The organism is Stenotrophomonas sp. SORGH_AS_0321, assembly GCF_031453215.1.
Classification (GTDB): domain Bacteria; phylum Pseudomonadota; class Gammaproteobacteria; order Xanthomonadales; family Xanthomonadaceae; genus Stenotrophomonas; species Stenotrophomonas chelatiphaga.
On record NZ_JAVIZG010000001.1, the window covers coordinates 2,257,649 to 2,280,704 of the forward strand.

A 23,056-nucleotide genomic window follows, 5' to 3' on the forward strand; every position below is an offset into this window, starting at 1 on the left:
CCACGTATCAGCGAACCGCGATACCTCAGTTCACCTGTACCTGCCCCAGCGGCAGCCGACGCTGCGCATCCTGCCCGTCGTTCTGCGGGGCGATGTTGCGGCGGCCCGGGGCGTCGTCGGCCAGCGCCAGCCGCAGCGAGTAACTACCCGCCGCCAAGGTGGCGGGCACGGTGAAGGTGGTACTGCGGCTCTGCACCGTGCCCGGCATGATCTCGCTCAGGGTCACCGCGGGAATCGAGGTGCGCGCCTTGGTGCTGCCATCGGCCGCCACCCAGTGCAGTTCCACGTGGTAGGCGTTGTACAGCGGGGCCGAGCCGTGATTCTTGATATCCAGCTGCAGTGCCGCCTGCTGGCCACGCACCTGGGTGTTGGGCCAGGTCACCGTGCTGATGCCGAGCCGGTAACCCAGGTCACTCTTCAGGGTCTTCAGCTTGGCAGCATTGCCGCTGGTTTCATGCGCACCGGCCGGGCCGAGGAAGCTGAAGTGGTAATCGCGCAGCAGCTTGCGTACATCGGCGGTGCGGTTGGTCCAGGTGCTCTTCTGGTTGCTGTTCGGGCTCTCGCCGCTGACCGGGTTGACCATCCAGTTCTGCCGCGCCGCCGGCACCTCGTTGGCCAGCCCGTATTCCAAGTTCCACCAGCCATCGTCGCTGCAGCTGGGCATCTGCGGATTGAACGCATTGCACTTGCCGGTGAACGAGGGGAAGTAATCCTCGTGGAAACCAAACAGCGCCGATCCCACGTCCGATGCCCGCGCATAGCGTGTCTGCAGCGGCGTCTTCAGGAAGGCGGCGGTGTAGGCATCGCGGATCAGCGAACGGGTCTGCGCATTGGGCTGCAGGTCTTCGCAGCCACTGGTATGCCATTCGCCCCAGAAGCCGAGCAGGCCCACCTGGATGGCCGTGATGCGCGGATCGCCATCGAAGCGCGCAGCCAGCGCCTGCACGAACTGCTGCATCTGCTGGCGCGCCGCCGGGTTGTTGTAGTCCAGGCTGCGGATCGGACCATCCGAATCGCACTTGGCGCGCACCGCATACGGAATGTTGAGCGGCGCCTGTTCGAGGAACTTCGGATAGTCGCGTTCGTTCTCGCCGCCGGTGTAATGCGCGTCGATCTGGCTGGCGGCACTTTCCGGATAATCGGCCACGGGGCGCAGCACGAAGGTGGCCAGCGGATCGTCGTTGAGGATCGGCTGCAGGTACAAGGTTTCCACCGCGTTCCAGTCGAAGACCTGGTCGGCGGTTTCGATGATCCGCCACGGCAGGTACACGTGATAGATGTGCGCACCGTGGAAATTGTCCACCCCGCCATCCACGGCATACGAACTGCCCCACAACATGAAACCGCGATGCGGGTTGTCGAACTCCTGGGTGGATACCGCCGGGGTCAGGGTGCCGGCATGGGCACAGGCGGCGGACAGGGCGCTGGCGAGGACTGCGACAGCCAGCATTCCGGAAAACGGACGTGACGACGACATGGACGTACCTCTTCGGTTGCACGAGGGAAGACGCGACAGGGAGGCATTGGACCTGCCTCAGGGGTGTCGCCGACGACCTTATGTCATGTTTCGTTATGTATCAATATCGAAACATACCGAAATTTATCGACCGGATCACAGTTTCGCTCGGTGCAGCACACGTCGGTAGCGCCGCGCCGTGCTCGGCGGCGTTCCCATGGTGAATACGAATTGATCTAGCTATCATGTAAACGATTACATGGAGCTTTGATCAACAATGGAAACACCGAACACCGTCCCGCTGAGCCCGAAGTGGCAGTACCGTTTCGACTTCTTCGCACAGCATGGCGCACCGATGACCAAGGAATACCGTCAGGCACTCAAGGAACTGCCCTTCGCCGGCAAGTTCAAAGTGAACATCAACCTGTTCGCCCTGTTCTTCAGCTGGATCTACCTTTTCATCCTGGGCATGTGGCGCAAGGGCCTGGTGGTGTTTGGCCTGTACGTGGCGCTCATCGTCGTCTCCTTCTTCGTGCCGGACCTGCTGATACGGGCACTGGCGGCAGCGCTTGGCCTTTCCGTGGCCATGAGCACCAACTACAGCTATTACGCCGAACGCGTGCAGGGCAAGGTCAGCTGGAACCCGTTCGAAGGCCTGTTCTAAGCGGGAAAACGGTAGCGCCGGCCCGTGCTCGGCGGTGCTCGGGGTCAGGCCGCAGCCCGTCTGGCTGCGGCCGCGCCTGCGCCGGCTGAGCGTGGCGCGGCGCTGCCGGGAAGCGATACCCGCGCTTGACTGATATCACACCGGGCATAGTGATATCATCGACGTCACGCGCTAATGGATGCCCCCCACATGCCCGCTGTGACCATTCGAAACCTTTCCGAGGAAGCCCACAGGGCGCTCAAAGTGCGCGCGGCACAGCATGGTCGCAGCACCGAGGCCGAGATCCGCGACATTCTGGAATCCGCCGTGCGACCGGCCAGCCGGGTGCGGCTGGGGTCGGCCCTGGCGGCGCTGAGCGCCGATCACGGCCTCACCGACGCCGATATCGATGCGCTGACGGCCACGCGCGATAAAACGCCGGCCAAGCCGATGGGGTTTGAATGATCGTCCTTGCCACCAATGTCGTTTCAGAAGCGATGAGGCCTACGCCCTCCCCCGCTGTACTCGACTGGATGGACAGGCAGGCGGCGGAGACGCTCTATCTCTCCAGCGTGACGATCGCGGAGTTGCTGTACGGCGTCGGCGCGTTGCCGGCCGGGCGCAGAAAGCAGACGCTGCTGAGCGCGGTCGATGGCCTGATCGAGCTGTTCCACGACCGGGTATTGCCCTTCAATCTGGAGGCCGCGCGCTGCTACGCCGATCTCGCAGTGACTGCGCGGATGGGCGGCAAGGGGTTCCCAACGCCGGATGGCTACATTGCCGCGATTGCAGTAGCGAATGGCTTCACCGTCGCCACCCGCGATGCCGGGCCGTTCCAGGCAGCCGGGATCGACATCATCGACCCGTGGACCTGCTGAGGCATCGCCCCTGGCCCTGTAGAGCCGACTGGCTGGCCGTGGCTGACTGGCTGCTATCTACGCCTGGCGAGTACTGCTAGGCATGCATTGCAACGCCCGCTCGCCAACTCCATAACGGAGATGCGCCCGCGGTTGGGCGCTCTCAGGAGAAATGCATGCCGCACCATGAAAAGGTCGCCCTCACCGGCGTCATCGAACACGTCTTTGCCCACCGTTTCACCTTCATCGCCGACGATGCCGCCTACCTTGCCGATCTCGGTCCGAAGGGCGCTGACGCGTTCCCGCTCACTGTAGGTCTCGCCATCCGCGTGGAAGGCGAGCAACGGCCGTCGGAGATCAAAGTCAGCCGCATCGCCAAGAAGGGCGGCCGGTTTGTCGAGGTGGAACACAAGAAGCCGCACCACGGCCCCAAGCACCACCACCCGGACGTGCCCGCCGATCCACGCGCGGTGCTGGCTGCGGTGAAGAAGGCCGGCTGGACGGCCGAGGGCACGCCCGAGCGCAAGCCCAAGCACTTCGAATTGCTGGCCCACCGCGATGGCGGCGACTGGACCGAACTGCACGTCGACTTCGCCGGTGCCATCTATAAAGAAAAGCACGCCGACGCCGGCAAGTGGGGCCTGCAGGACTGACCCAAAAAAGAACGCCAGGCCGCATCACTGCGGCCTGGCGTTTTTACTTGCTGGCGATGCTTAGAAGAAGATCGCGTACAGGATCAGGAGCGGAATCGGAACGCCCAGGAACCAGAGCAGTAGGGTTTTCATGTCGGTTCTCCTTGGTGGATACGAAAGTTACAGGTCGCGGCGACGGCCACCCCAGGTGGCACTCAGGCTGGCGAAGAACGCGCCGATCAGCAGCGTGATGAACAGCCACAGCGCGGCGTAGGCAGTTGCCTTGCGGGCATCATCGGCGGCAGTCTTGGCGGTGTTCTTGGCATCTTCCAGCGCGGCCCGCATGCGGGTCTGCACGTCGGTCACGCGGGCCTCTGCCTCGGCCTGGGTCATACCGGTTTCGCGGGCGATCAGCTGGGCCAGGTACTGCTTGTCGGCCGGATCCAGGCCCTCGCTCTGCAGGCTGGACACCACGATGCGATTTACCTCGGCACGCACTTCACGGCGATCCCCACCGCGCTCGTTGCCCGGCATCGGACGCGGCGGCGGGGGCATGGCAGCATCACGCGGGCCGGCAGCCGGACCCATCGGTGCAGCCGGCGGCGCGCCAGCATCGGCACCCATCGGCGGGGCCGGCGGTGCCGGCGGCGGGTTGGTGGAGGCGTTACGGAACAGGGAGTCGACCCAATAATTCATGTCGCCTTCCTGCGGGCCCATCGCGGCCGCACCAGCGCCCGCACCTGCCGCGGCAGCGGTGGTCGCAGCGGCGCCAGCGGTGGCACCGGCCACTTTCGCGCCGGCACCCAGCACGCCGCCGATGGCGGAGGTGAGCAGGCCAGCGGTCAGCAGGGTGGCAACCGCCCACGACACGAAACCGTGCGCGGTATCGCGGAAGTAGGTCTCATCACCGTGCAGGTTGGTCCACTTGGTACGCAGACGACCGGCCAGGTAACCGCCCAGGCCGGAAGCGGCCAGCGCAGTGAAGGTCAGCCAGGCGACGCTGGTCCAGCCGAAGGTTTCCTTGGATACGCCGTCGAACGACCACGGCGACACCGAAGACAGGCCCAGGCCGACGCCCAGGATCAGCAGCACCAGAGAAAGCGCAGCGGCGGCCACGGCGCCGGCGATGATCGCGCCCCAGGACACCGCGCTTTCCGGCGTGGGGGTGATGACGGGGGTAGAGGTGACGACGGTGTCGTACTCGGTGCCGAGTGGGCGGCGGTCCGGGAATCCACTGGGTGTACTCATGGTGATGCTCCATCTGAATAGCTGCGGGCGCAGCAAGCGAGGTGAGGCTGCGCGCTTTGCTGTGAACACGGGGAAATGGGGAAATCACGCGCAATTGATCCACCCCGCCACGCCGACCCTCTCACGCCCCTCACCCACCCGCCCCTTCGCTTGAACACCTGCAGGCCTACCTTCGCCTCTCCTCAGTGGAGTCGCCGACATGCCGATCAAAACCCTCGAAGATCTTTTCATCCACGAACTTTCCGACATCTACAGTGCGGAAAAGCAGATGAGCAAGGCGCTGCCGCGGTTGTCGCGCGCATCGACCAATCCCGATCTGGCGGCCGCGTTCGACACCCACCTTGAGGAAACCCAAGGCCAGATCGAACGGATCGACAAGGTCGTGGAGGTGCTGGGCATCCGCCTGAAGCGCATCAAGTGCGCGGCGATGGAAGGCCTGGTGGAAGAAGGCAAGGAAGTCATTGAATCAGTGGAAAAGGGGCCGGTGCGCGATGCCGCGCTGATTGGCGGAGCGCAGAAGGTCGAGCATTACGAGATTGCCTCGTACGGCACGATCGCGGCGCTGGCCAAGGAGCTGGGCTACAAGGATGCCCTGCCCTTGCTGCTGGAGACGCTGGCCGAAGAAAAGGCCACCGACGAGAAACTGACCTTGCTGGCGAAGGCCGGACAGAAAGCGAAGGCGGTCGAGCCGGCGTAAGGCCGATGGCGGTCAGGGGATGGCCTTTCATTGGCCGGGCCACTCCCCTGACTACTCGAGCCTGACTACTTCAGGCGCAGCAGCATCCGTGCTTTTGCGCTTTCGACGGTCAGCACGGAGACCCGGGTGATGCATGGGCCCGGTGCCGGGCCTGTTGCCGAGGTAATCGTGTAGATAGCCACCGCATCGCCCAGGATCGTGCCGAGCAGTGAGGCCGCATCCGGGTGTTTGGGGACCCCGAGAACCAGCACCTCCGGGTAGTGCGCCAACAGGCCGCGCGTGGAAATGCACCCGCCGCGAAGCTCGAATGAGAGCATCTCATGCTGTCCCGTCTTATCCAGATCCATCGTGACGTTGGTTGCGGTGAGGCTTGGGCTTATGACGATGTCCGGGCCACCACCTTCGGACTTCTCGCCATCTTCGATGCCCGCTGTGCGCCTCAAGCGGCCTGCGCCTTCGACCGCGGCGGAAGCGAACTGTTGGATCTTGTTCCAGAGGGCGGCTTCGTCGGCGCGCGAGGCTTTGCTTGAAGCAGTAGGGACAGGCAGAGCCGGGGATGCGGCGCGCAGTTGAAATGGCGCGCACACAAGCATGCCCAGTGCGGCGGCAGCGTAAAGCGTGGACTTCGTCATTCCAGATCCTCCGGGCCCTTTGCGAGGATTATGCACTCGCACTCGCCCGGACAGACCGTCATCTGCCAGCGAAGCGTGCCATCGTGAGCCGCGTCACGGAAGATCATCAGCGTGGTTGTTAGCCTGCCCATCCTATGCTGTCCAAGATACCGGCGGACGACTGCAGATCGATCAACTTATAGCCATCGCCTGCAGCCACTGCGCTGCAAAAACCCCAGCGTAGAGCACCATCAACATTCCGCTCGCGGCCAGTCGACGACGGTCCAAGCCAAAGGCGGTCACCAGGCAGATCACGGTTGCGCCTGCTCCGAACCAAAGCACGTGTCCCTCCGAATGCACCCCGCCCACTGGCGGCGCACCGGCGAGCACCCACGCCATGAAGACAGCGGACAGAAGTGACGCTCTCGCCGCAATGTCCCAGAAGAGCTTCATGGAAGGCCCTTCGCGCTTCCCGCGCTATCAGTCAGCAGATGATGGTGTACCCCGCCACGGCTCACTGGTGACCTCGCGAAGCACGTAGCGGCGTCAACCAGCCCTGCTCTGCCGAAACGCGCTGCACGTCCGCCATGTACAACAACTGCTCGAGTGCGTCCTCGTCAGCATCCTGCTCGTGGAATGCCTTGAACCACGCCGTCACCGAGTCAGCGGGACGGCGCATCCACACCTGCTTGGCGCCGGCACGAAACAGCAGGGTCCTGCAGCCGGGACCGATCTCCACGCCATCCAGATCGCGCCACAGTATGCGGGTCTCGCCGAATGGCGAACGACGGGTCAGCGAATCGCCGGTGACGATGATCGTTGCGCCCAGCGAGCGGAGCGCGGCAAGTGCGGAGAACACCGCGAACGCAGCGCCGAACCAGAGCACAAAGCCCCTGGCGACAGTGATTGCCAGAAGGGTCGCCACGAGGGCGGTGCCGAGGCCGACGATGACGTGCGGGGTTTCGGTGAAGGTATAGGCGGATCTGCGCATGTGCATCCTGCTCATGGGGGTGTAGATCGGGCGTGCCCGCGTGCTGCCGGCTGTGGGGAATTGTAGCGTTACCCGGCGCGACTCAAAGCACGCCACGCAAGGCATCGCGCGCCGCCCTGACCCTGTCGCGACCATCGCCCAGCAAGGCGTCGATCAGGCTCTCGCTGGATATCCCCTCCTCCACCGAGGTGTGAATGTCGCGGTGCGCGATGTGGACGATTTCCAGCACCTCGGCAAGGGCGCGCAACTGGCGGTCCACCAGCCTGAGGTCGCAGCGCCAAGCGTCGGCGGCAGCGCGGGGATCCGGGTTGGAGCCGTCGCCGGCCGGGCGCCGGCGCGGCGGCGGTACGGCCACCACGGGGCGATAGGCGTGCCGCGAACTCTCGTGGGCCTGCAGGATGCCTTCCAGCTTCTGGACGAAGCGCGGGGGGAGCGTGTGGACAGATTCGCCAATGAGAGCGTACAGGCGCACGCGGGCTCTGAATTCTGCGGACAAGGGTGACCTCGCATGGCATGGCCACCGGCGCCGGGACGCGGGGTGGCGGACGGTGCGGGTTGGCATACCGGCGTCGTAAAAGGCAGTTAACCGGCGGATCATGCGATCCCCCGCACCGTCCGCCAAAAGGATGGCACGAGGGCGCATGCTCCGCCGTGCCCAAGGGCGACAACGGAGATGCCTTTCTAACGACGTTCGGGATGCCAATCCCGGCTGGCCCTACGGGTCAGCACGGTCATCGTGTGCTGGTGTGGCGGGCGTGTACATGAGGAAAGTTGCGGATTTGGCTCGGCGGCAGCGGTGTTACCGGACGTTGCCGATGCTCACAAAGAAGAGCACGAAGGTTGCCGCGTAGGCGAGCAGGACCACGGCGCTGGGGATCACGCGACGACTTTGAAGGGCGACGGCGGTGATGACGCAGACCAGGGCGGCGCAGGCGCCAAGGATGAAAAGGTGCGCAGCCGCGAGCATTTTCGGGCCGGCGCCTGCGGTGGCTGACAGCCAGATGGCGAGTGCCGCGCAGAGCAGTGAAATCGTGGCTGAGACGTACCAGATGGTTTTCATTGCTTGCCTTCCATGGCGGCGGTTGTCCGTTGGCATTATCCACCGACGCTATGCGCGCTGCGCGTCAGATTCAGACTCGGATATGACGCGGCCTCCGGGTGCGAGAGCTGACACTTCCCCTCTCGTCGCACAGCACGCACCAAGTGCTATCTGATACATCAGCCGGAAGGTCGGATCGATACGCCGTGAGCTCCGTCACTAAATGTATTTCGCATGACTGCTAGCCTGCCATCTCGGGACGCCGAAGGCGCCCTGAGACCAACCCAAAAGTACACGGAGAACCTCATGAAATGGAGCTTTCTCGGCTGTTCAATCTTACTTTACCTGTCCGCAAACGCAGCCGCACAGGTGCCCGACCCGGACTCCGATCTGGGTGGGGAAATGCAAGCGCTGGTGAAGAGTTATGTCACTGAGCATCCTGGAGTGACCATCGACGACGCAATTACACGGCTCGCGGTTCAGACCGAAATTCTGCAGTCCATGGAAGACCTGCGTAAGGAGTTCGCAGGCAGATTGACAGGCTTATCCATCCAGCAGGTGCCAGATCAACACGTTCTGGTCGAACTAAAAGGCTCTGAGCCCGTAAACGACAGAATCCTGAGAACAGCCAGCGGAAACACTCGCGTGGTCATAGTGACAGGCCACAAACACACCGAGGACGAGTTCTACGAAATTGTTGATAAGCACAGGGATCTGCTTTACAGAACCATCCCTGGAATTACCGGCTTCATCGGTGAGCCGGGCAAAGATCGCTTGGTCATTCACATCGAGGGGAACGAGGAGAAAGCAGAAGAACTCACGCTTACTGTGAGGAAGCTCGAGCATGTGCTGGGCCTTGCGATATCCCTCAGGCCCAACATGTCCAAATCGCTCAATATGGTGAATTACATCAATGGCGGCGCGGTGCTTCAGAATAACAATTCCTTCTGCACGACTGGATTTCCTGTAAAGCACACAGCAACTGGAAGGAAAGGAATTACCACGGCTGCACACTGCCCCGACGCTCTGATCTATGGCAACTACGGTTACCCAAGCAAGTTTTCCACACCACTTACTTTTGTCGACGCCATTGACGATGCTAGCCATGACGTTCAATGGCATACAACCGGTGCGTACCCGACACTCAGGTCCGTGTATGGGACTTCAACCTCGGACTACAACACACGGTCCATCATGTATATGTGGACGGGTGCAGAGGTGGGGCAGGAACTCTGCTTCAGGGGCGTCCGAACGGAATGGAGCTGCGGGAAGGTGGTCAGTATCAAGTGGAACCCTGGGATAGCGTGCGGTCCCGGGCAAGCACTGCCCTGCGCGAGCACGTGGATACGCGTGGAAGGCGCGGCGCTCGCTTGCGCTCCGGGCGACAGTGGTGCTGCCGTCGTCAGAGGGAACAACGGCCATGGCATTGTTTCCAAGGCCAATTCAAAAGGCGTTCTGAAAGGCGAATGCGACGGCATAACCATAATGCCGTGGGGAAAAATATCAGAGCTCGGGCTCACGTCAGGCTAGGCAGGCTGCCAATACAACTACAACTGCGCGAAAAGATAGAGAACTGCGGTTCGCCGGCCTATCAGCTCGATTTCAGTCAGACACAAAACAATTCAATCCTGATGTTTCGCAGACAACCTTCGTCCAGCACCTAACCGGCCGAATGACTGCCATGGTTCGAAGCACTAAAAATTATCGCAAAAAAAGATGTTCAGCCAAGCCTGCCTTCGTGGCCGAAGGCAGGCTTGGCAATAGAGCTGAAGAATCTATTCAGAACCACCTGTTGCGGTTATCGATCTGCTTTTCTTCAGCAGGTACGGATTCAACATACACTCCAGCCTGCTGACCGTTACCCTGACCAAGGCACTGATATTCCTTTGTCACGATAAATTGATTACAGCCACCGAGTCCGCCAGGCATGTTGCATTGTGAGGTAGTGCCACCGAATGCCTCGGCTCCGCTGTAACCCCACGTAGCGCAACGCTTCGACGCGAGCGCGACGGCCTGCGATTCGTTCAACACAGGCTTCTCGAAAGCTCCGTGTACGAAAGAAAGGCGTACGACGCCATCGGCGCGGCTTCCGCCCGTGGCAGCCCAGTCTTTAGTGCTCGAGCACCCAGAAAGCATCAATACGACCGCAGCAGCGGCAAGCAACTTCTTCATCCATGTCCCCTGTTGTATTACGGCACCGTTCTCGGCTAACCGGCCATCTTAGATGGCGGCGATATTGTGACACCAGTCACATTTCTTCGCCATGCCGCTCGTCGCCCCGACAGGGAGCTGCCTCGTCCAGAACGTCGAACGCTTGGCAACTGACGACTCCTCGTCCCGGCTTCAACTATGCGAGAGATCGGCCTCACCCGCTCGCGGCAAATATCAATGAGAAGAAGCCAGGTCCTGAAGGTCCAACGGCCTGCCCCTGCCGCGCAGCACTACGTTGTCCTGGATCCACTGCAGCTTTATCGCCACCTTGCGGCGCAGGGCGCGCTCGTGGCGCAGGGCCCATAGTTCGCAGCCCTTGCGGCCGGCATCGAAGGAGGTGCAGCGGCGCATGACCAGCGGGCTATCCAGGCCATCGTCCCGGTGCAGCCGGGCCAGCCACGCGCCGTCGATGCGCTGGTGCATGCTGGCGACGATCTCGCCGTGGAGGAAAAGGCCGGTGGGGAGCGTGTCGAGGTGGCAGCGCGGCTTCCAGTGGAAGTCGTCTGGCATGGGGGTGAGGGTTTGGTGGGGGGCGTCCATGGGGCTGGAGGATAGGTTGGGCTGGTCTCAGGGATGGAGACAGAAATCGGTGCATCGATATGTGCTGGCGGCGCTGCTTCTCCCAGAATCCTGCTGCCCGTGCTGGTCATACCCCGTCCACGGCGCCAGTGGCATGCTGCGCGTTCGTGCGGAGACCAACGATGCGGATGACGGGTAATTTGCTTGCAGCAAGTGCGGTGACGCTGAAAGTCGGCGTGGTGTTCTGGGTGCTGGTGGCCTGGCGGACGCCGGGCGGCGAGCCCTGGGACGCACCCGCGTTCTGGACGGTCGTCTATCCCATCGCACTGGTCATTGCGGCGGTCCTGGGTGCCTGTTTTCCCCGTCACGCATGGCTGTCGGGACTGTTGCTCATGCTGCTGCAGGTGCCGGTGGTGGCGGTGATGTCGGGCGTTGGCCCGTTATCGCTGGCCGGACTGGTCTACGCCCTGGTGCTCGCGGTGCCTGCAATGGCGATCGCGGCGGCGGCAGGTGCGCTGCGTCGCCGCCTTCAATCGGCCAGTGTCTAGCGCCGCTATCGCCGGCTGTCGGCTAGATGTGGAACGTCGGACCTGCTGAGAGCGGCCGCGAACCCACCCTGACCCGCAACGCGATGAGCAGGCTGGCGAGGAGCATCACCGTCGCAGCAACGCTGAGCACGGCAACGATGCCCCCCAGCCCGAACACCAGGCCGCCCAGCGCCGCACCCGCCGCGATGGAAGACTGCACCGCGGCGACGACCATCCCGCCGGCACTCTCGGCCTGGTCGGGCACCGCACGCGCGACCCAGCTCGACCAGGCGACGGGCACGCCACCGAAGGCCAGCCCCCAGAGCGCGACAAGGATCGACAACCCGCCCACGCCCACCGGCAGCAGAAGCATGCCCAGCGCCGCTACGCCAACCAGGGCCGGCATGACCACCAGCGTGACTTTCAGACTGCGCTCCATGAGCCAGCCGGCCAAGAGCGTGCCGACAAAGTTCGCCACACCGAACCCGAGCAGAATCAGCGCCAGGCCATCGGCGCTCATCTGCCCCAGGCTTTCCAACGTGGGGCGGATATAGGTAAACAGCGCGTACTGACCGGTGTGCGCCAGAACGCAGCCGAGCATGCCGACCGCGATGCCGGGCCGGCGCAGAAGCCCCACCACCGACTCTGGAACTGCCGACCTGCGCGGGGCCATCCGGGGCAGCGTGAACCACTGGAATGCAAAGGTGAGCCCACCTACCGCCGTCGCCGCCCAGAACGCGCTGCGCCAGCCCCACAGTCCCCCCAGGTAGCTGCCCAAAGGAACGGATACCACCGTGCCGACCGCAATCCCGCTGAAGATGATCGAGAGCGCGCGCGGCACACGCTGTGGCGGCACCAACCGCATGGCCACAGCCGCTGCCATGCTCCAGAAACCGCCCAGCGCGACGCCCAGAAGGACGCGCATCACCAGCAGGACGCCCATGCTGGAAGACAGTGCCACCAAGGCGTTGGAGAGGATCATCAGCAACGTGAAACTCAACAGCACCACGCGCCTGTCGATGGAGCGGGTCAGCCGGGGTACCAGCAGGCCAGCGAACAGGGCCACCACGGCAGTGACCGTCACCGCCTGACCTGCCAGCGCCTCGGACACGCCCAGATCCGCCGCCATCGGCGTCAGCAGGCTAGCAGGCAGATACTCGGCCGTGAGCAGCCCAAAGACCCCCATGGCCAGCGAAAACACGGCCACCCATGCCGATGAAGACGGCGCCTCGGTATTCCAAGCCACAGCGTCAGGCGCGCCTGCGGCATCAACTACGTCATTACTCATCAAATATCCCAGTGCAATCGTGCAGACGAGAGTCTAGGGAGCGAGATCAGGATGATCTATGATCGTCCGACCTGACTTTTTGATCGAAACCCCTGACTGCCCCGATGAACGACGCTGCGCCCCACTCCACCGATCTGATCAGCCAGCTGCTGACCGGCATGCGGATACAGGGTGTCCATTACCGGCGCATCCAGACCGGGCCGACCTTCGGGCTGGGATTTGCCCCGAAGCCGGGGCACGCCTACTTCCACTACGTGGCGGTGGGCAACGCGTTGCTTCGTAGTGCGGACGGCAGCCAGCACCTTTTGTCGGCCGGCGATGTCGTGCTTGTTCCCCGCGGAGAAGGCCACTCGCTGTTGTCGGGAGAGGACCAGTCCGTCCAGTATCTGGAGACGCTGGACGCCGCGCCGCTGGGTGACGCGGTAAGCGGGATCGACACGTGCCCGAGCACGCATGCCGTGCCAAGCGCCGTGCTCTTCCACGGATGCATGGCGTTCGATCTCGGCGGCATGCAAGGGCTGGGCAAATTGATGCCAAGCATGATGCTGGCCGATGGCAACGCCGCTCAGTTTCCCGGGCTGTTGCCGATGATCGATGCGATGAAGCGCGAGGTCTGCTCCGGACGTATTGGCTTTGCTGGAATACTCGCCCGCCTGGCGGACGCAGTAGCCGCGATGATCGTGCGTGACTGGGTGGAGCGTGGGTGCGAAGGCGCATCCGGATTGGTCATGGCCATGCGCGACCCGCGGCTATCGCTGGCGTTGCTGGCCCTGCACCAAGACCCCGGGCGCGACTGGACCGTCGAAGCGCTGGCTGCAGAATCGAACATCTCACGCTCTGTGTTTGCAGACCGTTTCCAGGCCGTCATTGGCACCGCGCCGCTGCGTTACGTAACTGAGCTGCGCATGCAATTGGCTAGTCAATGGTTGACCCAGCAAAGCCTGCCCATCGAAGTGGTGGCAGAGCGTCTGGGTTACGCGTCGCAGGCGGCTTTCAGTCGCGCCTACAAGCGCGTGAGGGGGCATTCGCCTGGCGCGACGCGGCGAGGGCGTGGGTTGGCGGCCTTGTAGGATGGGCCACCGGCGTTGGGGCGCGGGTGGAAAGCTTCAGGAAAGCAGATGGACAACCGCCGTGCCACGGTCCAGCGCATAGCGGAGAATCTTGTACGAATCGCGGTCGAAGTGCTCGGAATCCGCTTTGATACGCCGCGCTTTGGCCAGCGTCGGCGCGCTGCCGTGGTAGGCCCAGTTGTCGACCACATGAAACTGGGTCATGTCCTCGCCGGCCTCCTCAATGGCGATGCGGCCGCCGTAAGGCCACGCAGTAACCTCCAGATGCGCGAGCGCAGCACGCAGGCGCAGCTCATGCTCGGCGGGGGTCTCCTTTCCGCAGCAGGCGCCGAGACATTGGCGCAGCATGGACCGGAAACACGGACGCCCTTTGGGCAGACGCTCCAGACCAAGCAGTGAATAGCACAACGCCTGATCATCGGCGACGCGCCTCAGCGATTCCAACGCGGATCGTTCGCTGGAATACAGGCCGTAGAGCATCGGAGCGCTGGCGAGCTCGTAGTCGGCCGAGTTGACCACCGAAACCTCGCCACGATACAGCCGCAGGCTGAACTGCCGAGGGAGTTTGCGCAGCAGCCGGTTGTAGAGCGGCATCTGGCGCTTGACCAACTGCGCCTCCAGCAGCCGGGCGCCCAGGTCGCCCGCCGTTCGCACGCAGCTGATGCTCCGGCTTTGCCGCAGCAGCGAGGCTTCTTCGCGCGTGCGCAGGTGATCCATCACACGGGTACGAACATTGATGCTCTTGCCGATATAGAGAGGCAAGCCGCCTTCGACGCCGTGAAACGTATACACCCCTGGCAGGCGGGGTAACGCCGCGGCTACCTCCCGCAGGTGCTCGGGATACTGGTACTCAGATGCGTGGCTTGATCGACGTGCTTGAGCGGCAGATGAAGGCATGAGCTCAAGGTTACCAGCGGCATTCAAACTGCCAGCTGTATCGGCGTGTGCGGGGAAATGGCGTGTCTGCGTGGTGGCAGCGGACGCGTCGGCGCGAAGCCTGCCGCCTTGTTGTCGGTCATGCGCTGAGGCTGTTGAACCAGTCAGCGTAAGGTGTGTTGCTGACCATGCGCCGGTTGAGGTCGGGGGAACCGTCGGTCCACCACACTGGGCCTCGTTCGCCCAGGCCGATCTTGGCGGTGTTTACTGCCTGCCGTGCAGCGGCCAGGGCCTTCTCATCTGATGAGGCCTTGGCTGCTTTGACGGCCCGGCGTGCATCCATCAGCGCGTGGACAAGCTCGTCTTTCCGTTGCTCATCCAGGTGTGGATTGGTGGCTCGCCATAGTCGCCCTCGGACGATGAGGTAACGGCCGTCCGGGGTCATCAAGGTTTCCATTTGGGGGCGCCTGTTGGGGAGATGAGCGTGCGGATTTGAGCTTGCCACGAGTGCGGGGATCCCTCACGTACGCCCGCGATCCCCTGCACTCCATGCGCGCTCCCTTCCGTACGCCCGTACTGATCTCGGATTTCGCACAGATCTGTCTAGACTTACCTCAAAGCGTTAACAAGCGATCGTTGCATGTCAACAAACCCGCCAGCGGTCCCAGGAAACGCATCGCTCCTATTCCATGAGAAGCCATCGCCTCGCTGCCGAGGAAAAACATGAAGATGAAAATGGCCAAGCTCGTTGAAGCTCCCATTGTTCTGAAGAATAGAAACTCCATCGATAGCTTGCACCTTCTCAAATGCTGAGGCCAAGCGCCTCCCAAAACAGAAAATCTTTGACACAAGGGCGTCAGACATATCAATGAAGCCTGCGATATGAGCCTTTGGGCATATAAGCGCATGCCCTGCGCTTATAGGGTTAATATCCAGAAAGCATACTATATCCTCGTCCTCGTAGATTATGTAGCTGCTCAGCGACCCGGACACAATTCCGCACACAGTGCAATTGCCCATTTAGGCCGCACCGCCACGGAGCGCGAACACCTTATTCATTACGCACACTGAAAGAACGAACGTTGGAATCCGATCGACCTGCAAAAACTCGTGACCCTCCAACTCCCCGATACTCCCAAATAGACGCCTGATCTTAATAGGACAGTAGAATTCTTGGTCATCCAACATCGAACCACTAAACACATCGCCCATGTAATTTTTCATTGCAGCCGATTTCCCATGCCTGCTCACTGGTGGACTCATAAATGGCGCCGAAGGCGCCGTCGCCCGCAGGAGCATGCAGGAGCGAGGCGATAAAATCGATGCAACGGCGTTCGACTTCAATCAGGAATGCATACTCATTCCTGTTGATCTTGTTATACGGCATGTATTTGGTCATGGCACGGACGATGTCCTCATCCATTGCGCTAGTCGAATACGTGCCAAGATTTCGCTTGGGGTCCAATATTTGACCCGGGTTGCCGCGCTCTGGCTCGCTCTCTAAGAGTTGTTCTATCAATTAGGACTCCGCGGTTGGACGGATGCTAGTTCGCTGGGTGCGAGATTGAAGAGATCATTTAGAACGTCGCAAATATAGATACCTAGGTGATTGGGCCAGATTCAGCCAAAAACCACTTTCACCCTTCGCTCGTTTTTCTCGCGCAAGTTGGCAGCGCACTCACGCGTACATGGTAGGGACTTGGACGCTGGGAAGCCGGGCGGGCCGGCTTAGAGCCCACAGTGATTGGGGATAGACCCAATTTCGGAACGCCGATACGTGCGGTGGTAATCCTCCCGCAGGATATGGACGCTCGTCCATGCGCCCCTGCCCTTCGCTCCACTGCCTCGCCAGCCAGCCAGCCCGCTGTCCGTCGTCTCTGCGGGCGAAACCGTCGAGCCCACGCGGCCTCTGCCACCCCACTCTCTCCGCCAGATACGCAAAACGCCCCTTTCGGGGCGTCTTGATCTTCGGACTTGTCGAGTGGGATTGTTGGGTGCATCCATGCACCCAACCCTTCCGCGCTGCGCGCTCCAGGGCCAGCCATTCGGCTGTCCGGATGCGCTCCAGGCGAATCCGTCGAACCCGCGTCGATTCGGCACCCACTCTCTCCGATGTGCTGCAGTCCCGGTGGCGGCCCACCATACCGGGCCTCGTTCGCCCAGGGCGACCTTGGCGGTGTTTACTGCCTGCCGTGCAGCGGCCAAGGCCTCTTCATCTGTTGAGGCCTTGGCCGCTTTGACGGCCCGGCGTGCATCCATCAGCGCGTGGACAAGCTCGTCTCTGCGTTGCTCATCCAGGTGAGGATTGCTGGCTCGCCATAGTCGGCCTCGGACGATGAGGTAACGGCCGTCCGGGGTCATCAAGGTTTCCATTTGGGGCGCCTGTTGGGGAGATGAGCGTGCGGCCTTGAGCTTGCCACGAGTGCCGGGAAGGCGCGGTATTTGAAAGCTGGGACTTGGCTTTGTCGAGGACCATTGCCCTCCCCCGCGTCGGGCATGTGGCATTTCAACGATTCAGGAGCGGCGTTCTGCGGAAGTGCGCCCGAATTGATTCGCAACTGATGCTCGGCTGCCTACCGACAACGTCAAATGGCACAGCTTTTGCATGATTTCCTCGGCAAAAATCAGGTGCGCTTGGAAGGACCCAACCAATGAACCTTAGGACCCAACTGCTGATCGCTGCGCTCGCCGTCGCTCCCGCGGCAATGGCCAAGCCGTCGGGGGCGCCGCCCACAGACGCTCAGATCAGGGAAGCCTTGATACAGCAGTCCATAGCATCCACGCCCGGCAACTGCCCCTGCCCCTTCAACACCGCCGCCAATGGTAGTCGGTGTGGGAAACGAAGCTCGTACAGTCGTGGCGGCGGGTACTCGCCTGTTTGCTATCCGGAAGATGTCACTACCGAGATGATCAGGGAGTATCGGTCTCGGAACTGAGTTCCAGACCGAACGCTTCGTCATGGCCTAGCCATTAAGATCTTCGGGGCCTGCTCCTGCTGCTGGGTTTGCTGTTGCGCCTGCTCAAGCGCCTGTTGGCTGGACTGAGATTGCTGGAGCGCCGCGGCTTGCTGCAAGCCTTGCTGCGCCGGTTCCTGGGACGCTTGGCGGCCAGAGATATGGGCGTGAAACAGGGGGCCCTTGTCCATCCCGTGTGGGGCATAGACTGAAAAAACATTGTGCGCCCCATCCTTGACCACTGCGCCGGTGACGCCATCTACCCGCCGTATGAAACGCGGGAAGTCAAGCATCGCTGCGATCCATCTCGAAGCTGATGACCGTCACGCAGGCTGGTGCGTCCCACACGTTGGGAGTAGCTGCAATATAGAGCCTGAGCGACGGGCCGACGATCTTGTGGAAAGTGATTCGCTGATTGTCGCCAAACGTGGGACATACAGACGAAAATCGTCGGTCTCCATCTGCTTCTTCAACACGCCGTAGTCAAGGCAATCCGCAGCCTCGCTACCAAGCTACCCTTTACTGGCACGCTTACACCCGCTAAGGCGCGAGAACCATAAGGCGACGTGAAACCATACTCTCTCCGAGCTCTCTCATCGCAGTGAGCATCGCATTGGCCGTGACTGTAGCGGCCATGTGCGGGATCAGCCCAACCGGAACCATTCGTACCGAGATTCCCTTTTCGGCGAATTCTCCAGTGAGCTGAAAAAAATGACTGGGTTGCACTCCGTCGAGAACTCCATTGTGGAAGGCGAGAACATCAAATCCACAGCCGTTCCCAATGTCCACAGACGTTGGCATAACATAGCTATAACTCAGAGAACAGAGATCGCCCAGGCGTTGAAGCAGGCCTACCAGGCGCCCGTCAGAACAGAACGGATGACCCAGAAATTCGTCCCAAGTCAATGCATCAGAATAACCAGCCGCCGCCGCTCCGTTAGGCGCCCGGGAAAGAGATCGGGCCTTAGTAAAAGCGACCACTCTTTGAGATTGAGACGCCAAAAAAGCATCAGCAGATCGGTAGAATGCCACACTGACACGCGAAAAATATGCATGCTCAGTAGCTTTAGCGTCGGCACAGAAGCCCAATAGTTCTCGACGGATCGGCAGCTCCGGTAGACATTCAGCATGAATAACCGAATGCTGGATGTCGCGGATGAGGGTAGCCCTTACGGCGCTCGCCGTACGCTTCCCAGGCGTTCGTTGCCCGTTAAAGGCATGGTCGTGCAAGAAGCCTCCACTCACCCGCTCGGCTTCACGCTTAATCCTGCCGAAAATGGGTGACGACACCACAGCGAGATCAAGATCAGCTTCTCCTGAGACAAAGCCATGCCCATGAAGCAGACTCACACCAAACTTTGTCGAACCAACTACATAGACGTCGTCGGCATCACATTCTAGAAGCTCTGCAAGCTTTGCTCGGACTCGATTGCCGGCCTTAGCAATCGACGTCGACACTGACAAGTCATGTGACGCGAACGACGCCTCAGTTATCTCCCTTGCTGTCTGACCTGCCGAGAACCACTCGACCATGCTACTCATGACACTCCCCCCGCAAACACGCATCCAACCAGTCACCAGCTGCACCGAATGACGCCTCGGCATCTACGCCCTGAATGACCTGGTCCGGGACCAGCTTGCCTCCATAGCGATTGCCGTTCCGATCCTCAAATACAGCCGTGGTGAGATAGAGTCTGGATCCATCTGCAAGCTTGTATGTTGTGTTGGACGTAGAGTAGCCAGACGTCGGAGCCCCGAAAGAGCGTGTGAGAGGCCGCCCACGAAAAGCCACTGCAACGGCCTCCCCAGAGCTAGCTGTCCGACCAGACGTCACCACTGCGACAGGCGCACTTCTGAGGTCCGGCACGTCGATAATTCCTTCGTGGCCCTTGAGAGTCCAGGGACTGGAAGAACCGTCTCTATAGCGGAAGATACCCACCCCCTCCGCACCCAGCAGAGGCGATAGGCCGTCCAGCATCGGCCACATGTTTCCGCCCCTGTTCCCGCTGAGGTCAACAATCCATGCCTTAGCTCCCGCCTCAAGTCCGCTCCTGAGAGCTTCACGGATGCTGTTCGCAAAGACGCGTTTAAACTCATCGTCCGTTCCACGGAACATCGGCACGTGGATGACCGCGATCCCTGGACGAAGCATGCGCCAACTTGAGTGCTGCATTTCGGCTTTGGATATCCTTTCCGCCTCCTGCACGCCATCTGGCGAGTTCAGAAAGCTATGGCCGTCCCCCAACTCCCGCAGAAGGGTTTTGATGGCCGAGCGCGCCTGCCAAAGCGTGGCATCCGAGGCAGGCCGCCCCGCCTCAATCAGATCTGGGTCTAGCGCATCGTAAGCCAGAGCATGGGCCTTGATGAGGCCCACCGCCTCGGCATAGATCGCCTGAGCCTGTGCGTCCCCAGCGCTATTGGATTCAGCCGATTCCACCCTCAGCCCCTTCACCCCTAGTCGGGCTTCATTTTCGGCAACAAAAGAGACTACGACAAGGTCATAAGACTTGGGCAGCTCCATCTGGATCAGAACTTCTGAGCTGAGCGCTCCGCTCTCGAATCGTCTCGTTGCACGCCCGACAGTTTTCTTCCCGTCAAAAGCGCGCAACTGGACGGACGAGGCTCCCTCTGAGATCAGGTGCCGCGCAGAGAGACTGAGCGTCTTGGAAGCGTAGTCTTGACTGTTCAGTGCATACACCGCTCGGCACGTTGAACCGCTCTTGGCGTCGACGAGAACCGTGGCGCTCTCTCCAACAAGAGGATTGCCCAGATGGTCGAAGCGACAGTCCTGCGCCCCTTCCTCTCTGGTGCTCCACCCCAAGGGCGGAAACCCGGCAAGATTGCAGCCTGCAACAATGCAGCAAATCACAAATACGAACGCCAGCGGGACACGGCTCATGAAGACCCCTCCTTTGTTGAGTGGAGGCTTCTCTCATACGACCGACGCAACAAATCCCAGAGCGCAGCTTCTTGCCGGCGGTGAGTGCGACTGGGCAAGCGATTGCACCGCTGGCGTATTTAAGGCCAACAGGTACTTAATGTCCAATTACTGATTTCCTCGCAGTGAGTAGTGGGAACTATTCCAGATATGCGATCGCTACAACGGCACATCAGGTAGCCGCAACTACGCGTCATGCGTCGCATGGTTTTTCATACCAATCACTGCTTATAAATTAATTTATTGATCACGCAGCATGCTGAGGCACCATTAAATTTTTTTTGGCCTCTACCCAGATCTTTTCACGATCTGCTGTATTTTGGCTCACTCGCGAACGTGCCCTCTATTAATCGGGACTTCGCATTTAAACGGATGCCAGCGCAAGACCAAGCTGAATCAGCTAGAACATAGCGACCTAGACGCCAAAGCCATTAGGCCAGACACATCCATGAAACGCTTTCAATTTTCGCTCGCGGCTATCCTGCAAGTAGAGCCTGACTCACTGTTGCATTTACCCTCTCCGCCCAGTACGCAGAAGGCCGTTTGCGGGGCGACTCAAACTTCGGATAGCGCGAGTGGACTCGGCGGGTGCATCCATGCACCAAACTCTCACGCACCACGCACCCCAGGGTCACTCATCGGCTTCCCGGATTCGCTCTACGTGAGTGCGTCGAAACAGCGTTCCTTCTGCCACACCCTCTGCTCCAGATACGCAAATGTGCCCGTTTCGGGGCTTCTCACTCTCCAGACAGCTTAGACTCAATTTCCAAGTGCAACACCCACTAACCAGTAGGGTGTCAGCATGTCCAGGCATTACAACCATTTGAGCGCCGAAGAGCGCGCCGTTGTCCAGATCGAGATCCAGGATGGCAAGAGCATGCGATCCATCGCCAGGCGCTTGGGGCGCAGCCCTTCGACCCTGAGCCGGGAGGTGGCGCGCCAGATCGCTGGGGCGTACAGCGCCAGCGAGGCTGGCAAAGACTATTGTGCCCGCCGATTACGCTCTGTTCGGCACCGGCGGCTGACCGAGGGCAGCGAGTTGTCTCAGTTCGTTCGTGATCACTTGGTGCTGTATCGCTGGTCGCCCCAGCAGATTGCTGCCAAGCTTCGTGACATGCACCCGGACGATTCCAGCCAGCGCGTCAGCCACGAGACTATCTACGCCAGCATCTATGCCCATCCGCGCGGAGGGCTGAAGAAAGAGCTGGTGGAAGCGCTTCGGCAGAGCAAGCCGACGCGAGGTCTACGCCGCACGACGGCAGCCAAGCGGACATGGGTTCCTGAGCAGCTGCGTATCGTGCATCGCCCGGAAGAAGTGCAGAAGCGACTGGTTCCGGGCCACTGGGAAGGCGACTTGATCAAGGGTGCTTTCAACCGCTCCTGCGTAGGGACGCTGGTCGAACGTAAGACACGCTTTGTGATCCTCTGCAAGATGGATGGCTGCACAGCTGAAGCGGCACTGGAGGGTTTCAGTCGGCAACTGAAAAAGCTGCCTGAATCCATGCGCACCAGTTTGACCTACGACCGAGGCACGGAGCTGACGTGTTATCCAGAGCTGATGGATCGCCTGGATATCGACGTGTGGTTTGCTGACCCACACGCGCCGTGGCAGCGCGGCAGCAACGAGAACACCAATGGATTGCTTCGGCAGTTCCTGCCCAAGGGCATTGATCTGTCGAGCGCGAGCCAGGAGTACCTCAATCACGTTGCGATGCTCATGAACACACGCCCGCGTCAGACGCTTGGCTGGAAAACGCCCGCCGAAGTGATGGACAAAGAGATCGCCGAATTCAGATCACGTGTTGCGCTTGCTTCTTGAGACCGCCCAGCCCGAGTGGGATTGTTGGGTGCCGCCATGCACCCAATCCTTCCGCCCTGCGCGCTGCAGGGTCAGCCATTTGGCTGTCCGGATTCGCTTCAGGAGAATCCGTCGAACCCGCGCTGCATCGGCATTAGGACTCTCCGCCATCTACGCAAAACGCCCCTTTCGGAGCAACTTGGCCTTCGAATAGCCCGAGTGGGATTGTTGGGTGCATCCATGCACCTCACGCTCGTCCGCAACCGGCCGAAGGCCAGCCATTCGGCTGTCCGGATTCGCTCCAGGCGAATCCGTCGAACCCGCGTCGATTCGGCACCCTCCTCTCTCCGCCAGATACGCAAAACGCTCCTTCCGGGGCGTCTCAATCTACGGAAAGCCCGAGTGAGATTGTGAGGTGCATCCATGCACCTCACCCTCGCCCGCAAGCGGCCGAGGGCCAGCCATTCGGCTGTCCGGATTCGCTCCAGGCGAATCCGTCGAACCCGCGCGGCTCCTGCCACCCCACTCTCTCCGCCATATACGCAAAACGCCCCTTTCGGGGCGTCTTGTGTATATGGCGGAGAGAGTGGGATTCGAACCCACGGAAGGTTTGACCCTTCGCCGGTTTTCAAGACCGGTGCCTTAAACCGCTCGGCCATCTCTCCGATGTGCTGCAGTCCCGGAGGCGCTCCGGGGAGGCG

Annotated in this window: 25 protein-coding genes, 1 tRNA gene and 1 pseudogene; 9 read left to right on the plus strand and 18 right to left on the minus strand. The window is 61.2% G+C overall.

Annotated elements, in window-relative coordinates; all coding sequences use genetic code 11:
* Positions 1–25: 25 nt before the first annotated feature.
* Positions 26–1,450 carry a DUF4832 domain-containing protein gene (locus QE373_RS09885; RefSeq protein ID WP_309685933.1) on the minus strand — a complete coding sequence of 475 codons (1,425 nt, stop codon included), beginning with the start codon at positions 1,448–1,450 and terminating at the stop codon, positions 26–28.
* Between the two features lie 283 nt (positions 1,451–1,733).
* On the opposite strand from QE373_RS09885, the gene QE373_RS09890 reads away from it, so the two are divergent.
* The 4 genes from QE373_RS09890 (at position 1,734) to QE373_RS09905 (ending at position 3,609) form a co-directional block, all read left to right on the plus strand.
* Entirely contained in the window at positions 1,734–2,120 is a 387-nt protein-coding gene (locus QE373_RS09890; RefSeq protein ID WP_309685934.1) for a DUF2628 domain-containing protein, read from the plus strand.
* Between the two features lie 189 nt (positions 2,121–2,309).
* Positions 2,310–2,564, plus strand: a complete 255-nt coding sequence (locus tag QE373_RS09895) for a plasmid stabilization protein (protein WP_309685936.1) — start codon at positions 2,310–2,312, stop codon at positions 2,562–2,564.
* Entirely contained in the window at positions 2,561–2,977 is a 417-nt protein-coding gene (locus tag QE373_RS09900; protein ID WP_309685938.1) for a type II toxin-antitoxin system VapC family toxin, read from the plus strand. The genes QE373_RS09895 and QE373_RS09900 overlap by 4 nt, the downstream gene beginning before the upstream one ends.
* Positions 2,978–3,132: 155 nt before the next feature.
* Positions 3,133–3,609: a hypothetical protein gene (locus QE373_RS09905; protein WP_309685939.1), complete on the plus strand. Its 477-nt coding sequence runs from the start codon at positions 3,133–3,135 to the stop codon at positions 3,607–3,609.
* Between the two features lie 159 nt (positions 3,610–3,768).
* On the opposite strand, the gene QE373_RS09910 is transcribed toward QE373_RS09905, so the two are convergent.
* Positions 3,769–4,836: a hypothetical protein gene (locus QE373_RS09910; protein ID WP_309685941.1), complete on the minus strand. Its 1,068-nt coding sequence runs from the start codon at positions 4,834–4,836 to the stop codon at positions 3,769–3,771.
* Positions 4,837–5,035: 199 nt separating this feature from the next.
* On the opposite strand from QE373_RS09910, the gene QE373_RS09915 reads away from it, so the two are divergent.
* Entirely contained in the window at positions 5,036–5,533 is a 498-nt protein-coding gene (locus tag QE373_RS09915) for a ferritin-like domain-containing protein (RefSeq protein WP_057506796.1), read from the plus strand.
* A gap of 65 nt (positions 5,534–5,598) precedes the next feature.
* On the opposite strand, the gene QE373_RS09920 is transcribed toward QE373_RS09915, so the two are convergent.
* The 5 genes from QE373_RS09920 to QE373_RS09940 form a co-directional block, all read right to left on the minus strand.
* The gene (locus tag QE373_RS09920; RefSeq protein WP_309685944.1) at positions 5,599–6,165 is read right to left on the minus strand and encodes a hypothetical protein; all 567 of its coding nucleotides are present in this window, start codon (positions 6,163–6,165) and stop codon (positions 5,599–5,601) included.
* A gap of 171 nt (positions 6,166–6,336) precedes the next feature.
* Complete coding sequence (locus QE373_RS09925; RefSeq protein ID WP_123700648.1) at positions 6,337–6,597, minus strand: hypothetical protein; 261 nt, start codon at positions 6,595–6,597, stop codon at positions 6,337–6,339.
* Between the two features lie 61 nt (positions 6,598–6,658).
* On the minus strand, positions 6,659–7,135 hold the full coding sequence (locus tag QE373_RS09930; RefSeq protein ID WP_309685946.1) for a hypothetical protein: 477 nt from the start codon (positions 7,133–7,135) through the stop codon (positions 6,659–6,661).
* Positions 7,136–7,217: 82 nt separating this feature from the next.
* Complete coding sequence (locus tag QE373_RS09935; RefSeq protein ID WP_309685948.1) at positions 7,218–7,607, minus strand: hypothetical protein; 390 nt, start codon at positions 7,605–7,607, stop codon at positions 7,218–7,220.
* A 327-nt stretch (positions 7,608–7,934) separates the two neighbouring features.
* On the minus strand, positions 7,935–8,195 hold the full coding sequence (locus QE373_RS09940; RefSeq protein WP_309685949.1) for a hypothetical protein: 261 nt from the start codon (positions 8,193–8,195) through the stop codon (positions 7,935–7,937).
* Positions 8,196–8,480: 285 nt separating this feature from the next.
* Here QE373_RS09940 and QE373_RS09945 point away from each other — a divergent pair, with 285 nt between their 5' ends.
* Entirely contained in the window at positions 8,481–9,704 is a 1,224-nt protein-coding gene (locus QE373_RS09945) for a hypothetical protein (protein ID WP_309685951.1), read from the plus strand.
* Between the two features lie 249 nt (positions 9,705–9,953).
* On the opposite strand, the gene yecR is transcribed toward QE373_RS09945, so the two are convergent.
* Both yecR and QE373_RS09955 read right to left on the minus strand, forming a co-directional pair.
* On the minus strand, positions 9,954–10,346 hold the full coding sequence (gene yecR, locus QE373_RS09950; RefSeq protein WP_309685952.1) for a YecR family lipoprotein: 393 nt from the start codon (positions 10,344–10,346) through the stop codon (positions 9,954–9,956).
* Between the two features lie 213 nt (positions 10,347–10,559).
* Positions 10,560–10,895 (minus strand): hypothetical protein, encoded by a 336-nt coding sequence (locus tag QE373_RS09955; protein WP_309685954.1) that lies wholly within the window; start codon positions 10,893–10,895, stop codon positions 10,560–10,562.
* Positions 10,896–11,086: 191 nt separating this feature from the next.
* Here QE373_RS09955 and QE373_RS09960 point away from each other — a divergent pair, with 191 nt between their 5' ends.
* Positions 11,087–11,452: a hypothetical protein gene (locus tag QE373_RS09960; RefSeq protein ID WP_309685956.1), complete on the plus strand. Its 366-nt coding sequence runs from the start codon at positions 11,087–11,089 to the stop codon at positions 11,450–11,452.
* A gap of 22 nt (positions 11,453–11,474) precedes the next feature.
* Here QE373_RS09960 and QE373_RS09965 read toward each other — a convergent pair whose 3' ends face one another.
* Positions 11,475–12,632 (minus strand): MFS transporter, encoded by a 1,158-nt coding sequence (locus QE373_RS09965; protein ID WP_309685958.1) that lies wholly within the window; start codon positions 12,630–12,632, stop codon positions 11,475–11,477.
* Positions 12,633–12,823: 191 nt separating this feature from the next.
* On the opposite strand from QE373_RS09965, the gene QE373_RS09970 reads away from it, so the two are divergent.
* Positions 12,824–13,789 (plus strand): AraC family transcriptional regulator, encoded by a 966-nt coding sequence (locus QE373_RS09970; RefSeq protein ID WP_309685960.1) that lies wholly within the window; start codon positions 12,824–12,826, stop codon positions 13,787–13,789.
* Between the two features lie 36 nt (positions 13,790–13,825).
* Here the strand turns inward: QE373_RS09970 and cho are convergent, their stop codons facing one another.
* The 7 genes and pseudogenes from cho to QE373_RS10005 all read right to left on the minus strand — a co-directional run bounded on the left by cho (position 13,826) and on the right by QE373_RS10005 (position 20,518).
* A complete protein-coding gene (cho, locus tag QE373_RS09975) occupies positions 13,826–14,686 on the minus strand; it encodes an excinuclease Cho (protein ID WP_309685962.1) in 861 nt (286 codons plus the stop codon).
* A gap of 118 nt (positions 14,687–14,804) precedes the next feature.
* Positions 14,805–15,122, minus strand: coding sequence for a hypothetical protein (locus QE373_RS09980; protein ID WP_309685964.1), 318 nt, complete (start codon positions 15,120–15,122; stop codon positions 14,805–14,807).
* A 738-nt stretch (positions 15,123–15,860) separates the two neighbouring features.
* Positions 15,861–16,088 carry a hypothetical protein gene (locus QE373_RS09985; RefSeq protein WP_309685966.1) on the minus strand — a complete coding sequence of 76 codons (228 nt, stop codon included), beginning with the start codon at positions 16,086–16,088 and terminating at the stop codon, positions 15,861–15,863.
* Between the two features lie 713 nt (positions 16,089–16,801).
* Positions 16,802–17,038, minus strand: a pseudogene (locus tag QE373_RS09990) (hypothetical protein); the annotation flags it as partial.
* Positions 17,039–17,621: 583 nt separating this feature from the next.
* Positions 17,622–17,912, minus strand: a complete 291-nt coding sequence (locus QE373_RS09995) for a hypothetical protein (protein WP_309685968.1) — start codon at positions 17,910–17,912, stop codon at positions 17,622–17,624.
* A gap of 247 nt (positions 17,913–18,159) precedes the next feature.
* Complete coding sequence (locus tag QE373_RS10000; protein WP_309685971.1) at positions 18,160–19,152, minus strand: hypothetical protein; 993 nt, start codon at positions 19,150–19,152, stop codon at positions 18,160–18,162.
* 1 nt (position 19,153) lies between these two features.
* Complete coding sequence (locus tag QE373_RS10005; protein WP_309685973.1) at positions 19,154–20,518, minus strand: S41 family peptidase; 1,365 nt, start codon at positions 20,516–20,518, stop codon at positions 19,154–19,156.
* A gap of 841 nt (positions 20,519–21,359) precedes the next feature.
* Here QE373_RS10005 and QE373_RS10010 point away from each other — a divergent pair.
* A complete protein-coding gene (locus QE373_RS10010; protein ID WP_309685976.1) occupies positions 21,360–22,376 on the plus strand; it encodes an IS30 family transposase in 1,017 nt (338 codons plus the stop codon).
* A 554-nt stretch (positions 22,377–22,930) separates the two neighbouring features.
* Here the strand turns inward: QE373_RS10010 and QE373_RS10015 are convergent.
* Positions 22,931–23,020: transfer RNA gene (locus QE373_RS10015), tRNA-Ser, on the minus strand.
* Positions 23,021–23,056 lie beyond the last annotated feature (36 nt).